Consider the following 1,207-nt stretch of genomic DNA (forward strand, 5'->3'; position numbering starts at 1 on the left):
GCCGGCCTCCCGCGCGAGGCGGCGGATCCCGCCCGACCCGCAGGCGCCGGTGCGATCATGCGCTGACGCGACCCGCCCGGAGGTCCGCCCGACCCGGAGGAGCGCCCGTGACGCAGGAGGTGCAGTCGACCCGGCTGCGGTCGCTCGGGAGCGAGGCGTTCTTCGGGGCGACGGTGGTCGTCGCGGCGGCGTGGTCGGGCGCCCGGGCGTTCCAGCTCTACGGAGGGTGGGGCGTGGTGCTCGCGGTGGCCGCGGTGATCGTCGCGGTGCTCGGCTTCGGGCTCCGGCGGCGCGTCGAGGAGCGGTGGTCCCGGCCGAGGCTCGAGAGGCTGCGAGCCGAGCATCCGGACGGCGGCGTCACCGCGGTGCTGAACACTCCGGAGACGCTGGCCTCGCTGCGGACGCTCGCGGTCGCCGGAGCCGCGGTCGACCTCCCGGCGCTGCGCGCGGCGAAGCCGGACCCCGTGCTGCTGGCCGTCGTCACCGCGAGGGCGCTCTCGCTGTTCCGCGCCGACGCGGACCTCTCGCCGATCGCGTTCCTGCCCCTCACCGCCGGGGACGCCCCCGAGTCGGTGACGGGCTACCACCACGGTCACGCGCTCACGGCTCCCGTTCTCACGGTCCGGCAGCAGGGGACGGAGCAGCGGCTCGCCCTCTTCCCCGCCGACGGCGCGCGGACGATCACCGGTGTCCTCGGCCGCTGAGCGAGGCCCGCTGCGCATCGCCGGGAGTCTCCGCCCCGCGGCGGATCCGGCAGCGCCGCGCCGCGCGTAGCGTCGGGCGATGGACATGTCACTGCTCGGCACCAGCGTGGTCGCCGCCCTGTGCGGGGCCGCGTATCTCGGAGTCGCGATCCTCGCGGTCGCGCAGGTCCTCCGCTCCGGCCTCGATCCCCTGCGGAAGGGCCTGTGGACGATCGCCGTCGTGGTGGCGCCCTTCCTGGGGTCGATGGCGTGGTTCCTCGTCGGGCGGCCCGGAGCGCGAGCCTGAGACGCGGCTCAGCCCGCACCCATGCCTACGATCACCGATCGCGCAAGCACCTGCTCGCGGGGCGCCCGCGCGTCAGCATGAGCGGGATGGACACGATCGAGGAGGCGGGCGCCTGGGCGCGCGCTCTGGTGCGCCGCGAGTTCGGCGTCGGCCTCGTCGACCTGGAGCCCGTCGTCGGCGGACTCGACCACGGAGCGCGCGTCTGGTGCGCGGCCGA

The 1,207-nt window shown here is 76.1% G+C and carries 2 protein-coding genes; both read left to right on the forward strand.

Annotated features, from left to right (window positions below; translation table 11 throughout):
- Nucleotides 1-107 precede the first annotated feature (107 nt).
- Nucleotides 108-704, forward strand: a complete 597-nt coding sequence (locus tag C5C33_RS18075) for a hypothetical protein (RefSeq protein WP_104261791.1) — start codon at nucleotides 108-110, stop codon at nucleotides 702-704.
- Nucleotides 705-783: 79 nt separating this feature from the next.
- Nucleotides 784-990 carry a PLD nuclease N-terminal domain-containing protein gene (locus tag C5C33_RS18080; protein ID WP_104225196.1) on the forward strand — a complete coding sequence of 69 codons (207 nt, stop codon included), beginning with the start codon at nucleotides 784-786 and terminating at the stop codon, nucleotides 988-990.
- Nucleotides 991-1,207 lie beyond the last annotated feature (217 nt).

The organism is Rathayibacter sp. AY1H3 (assembly GCF_002932015.1).

What these genes read in the sequence shown, in the direction of transcription:
- C5C33_RS18080 (WP_104225196.1), top strand. Translation starts at nt 784, where the DNA reads ATGGACATGTCACTGCTCGGCACCAGCGTGGTCGCCGCCCTGTGCGGG.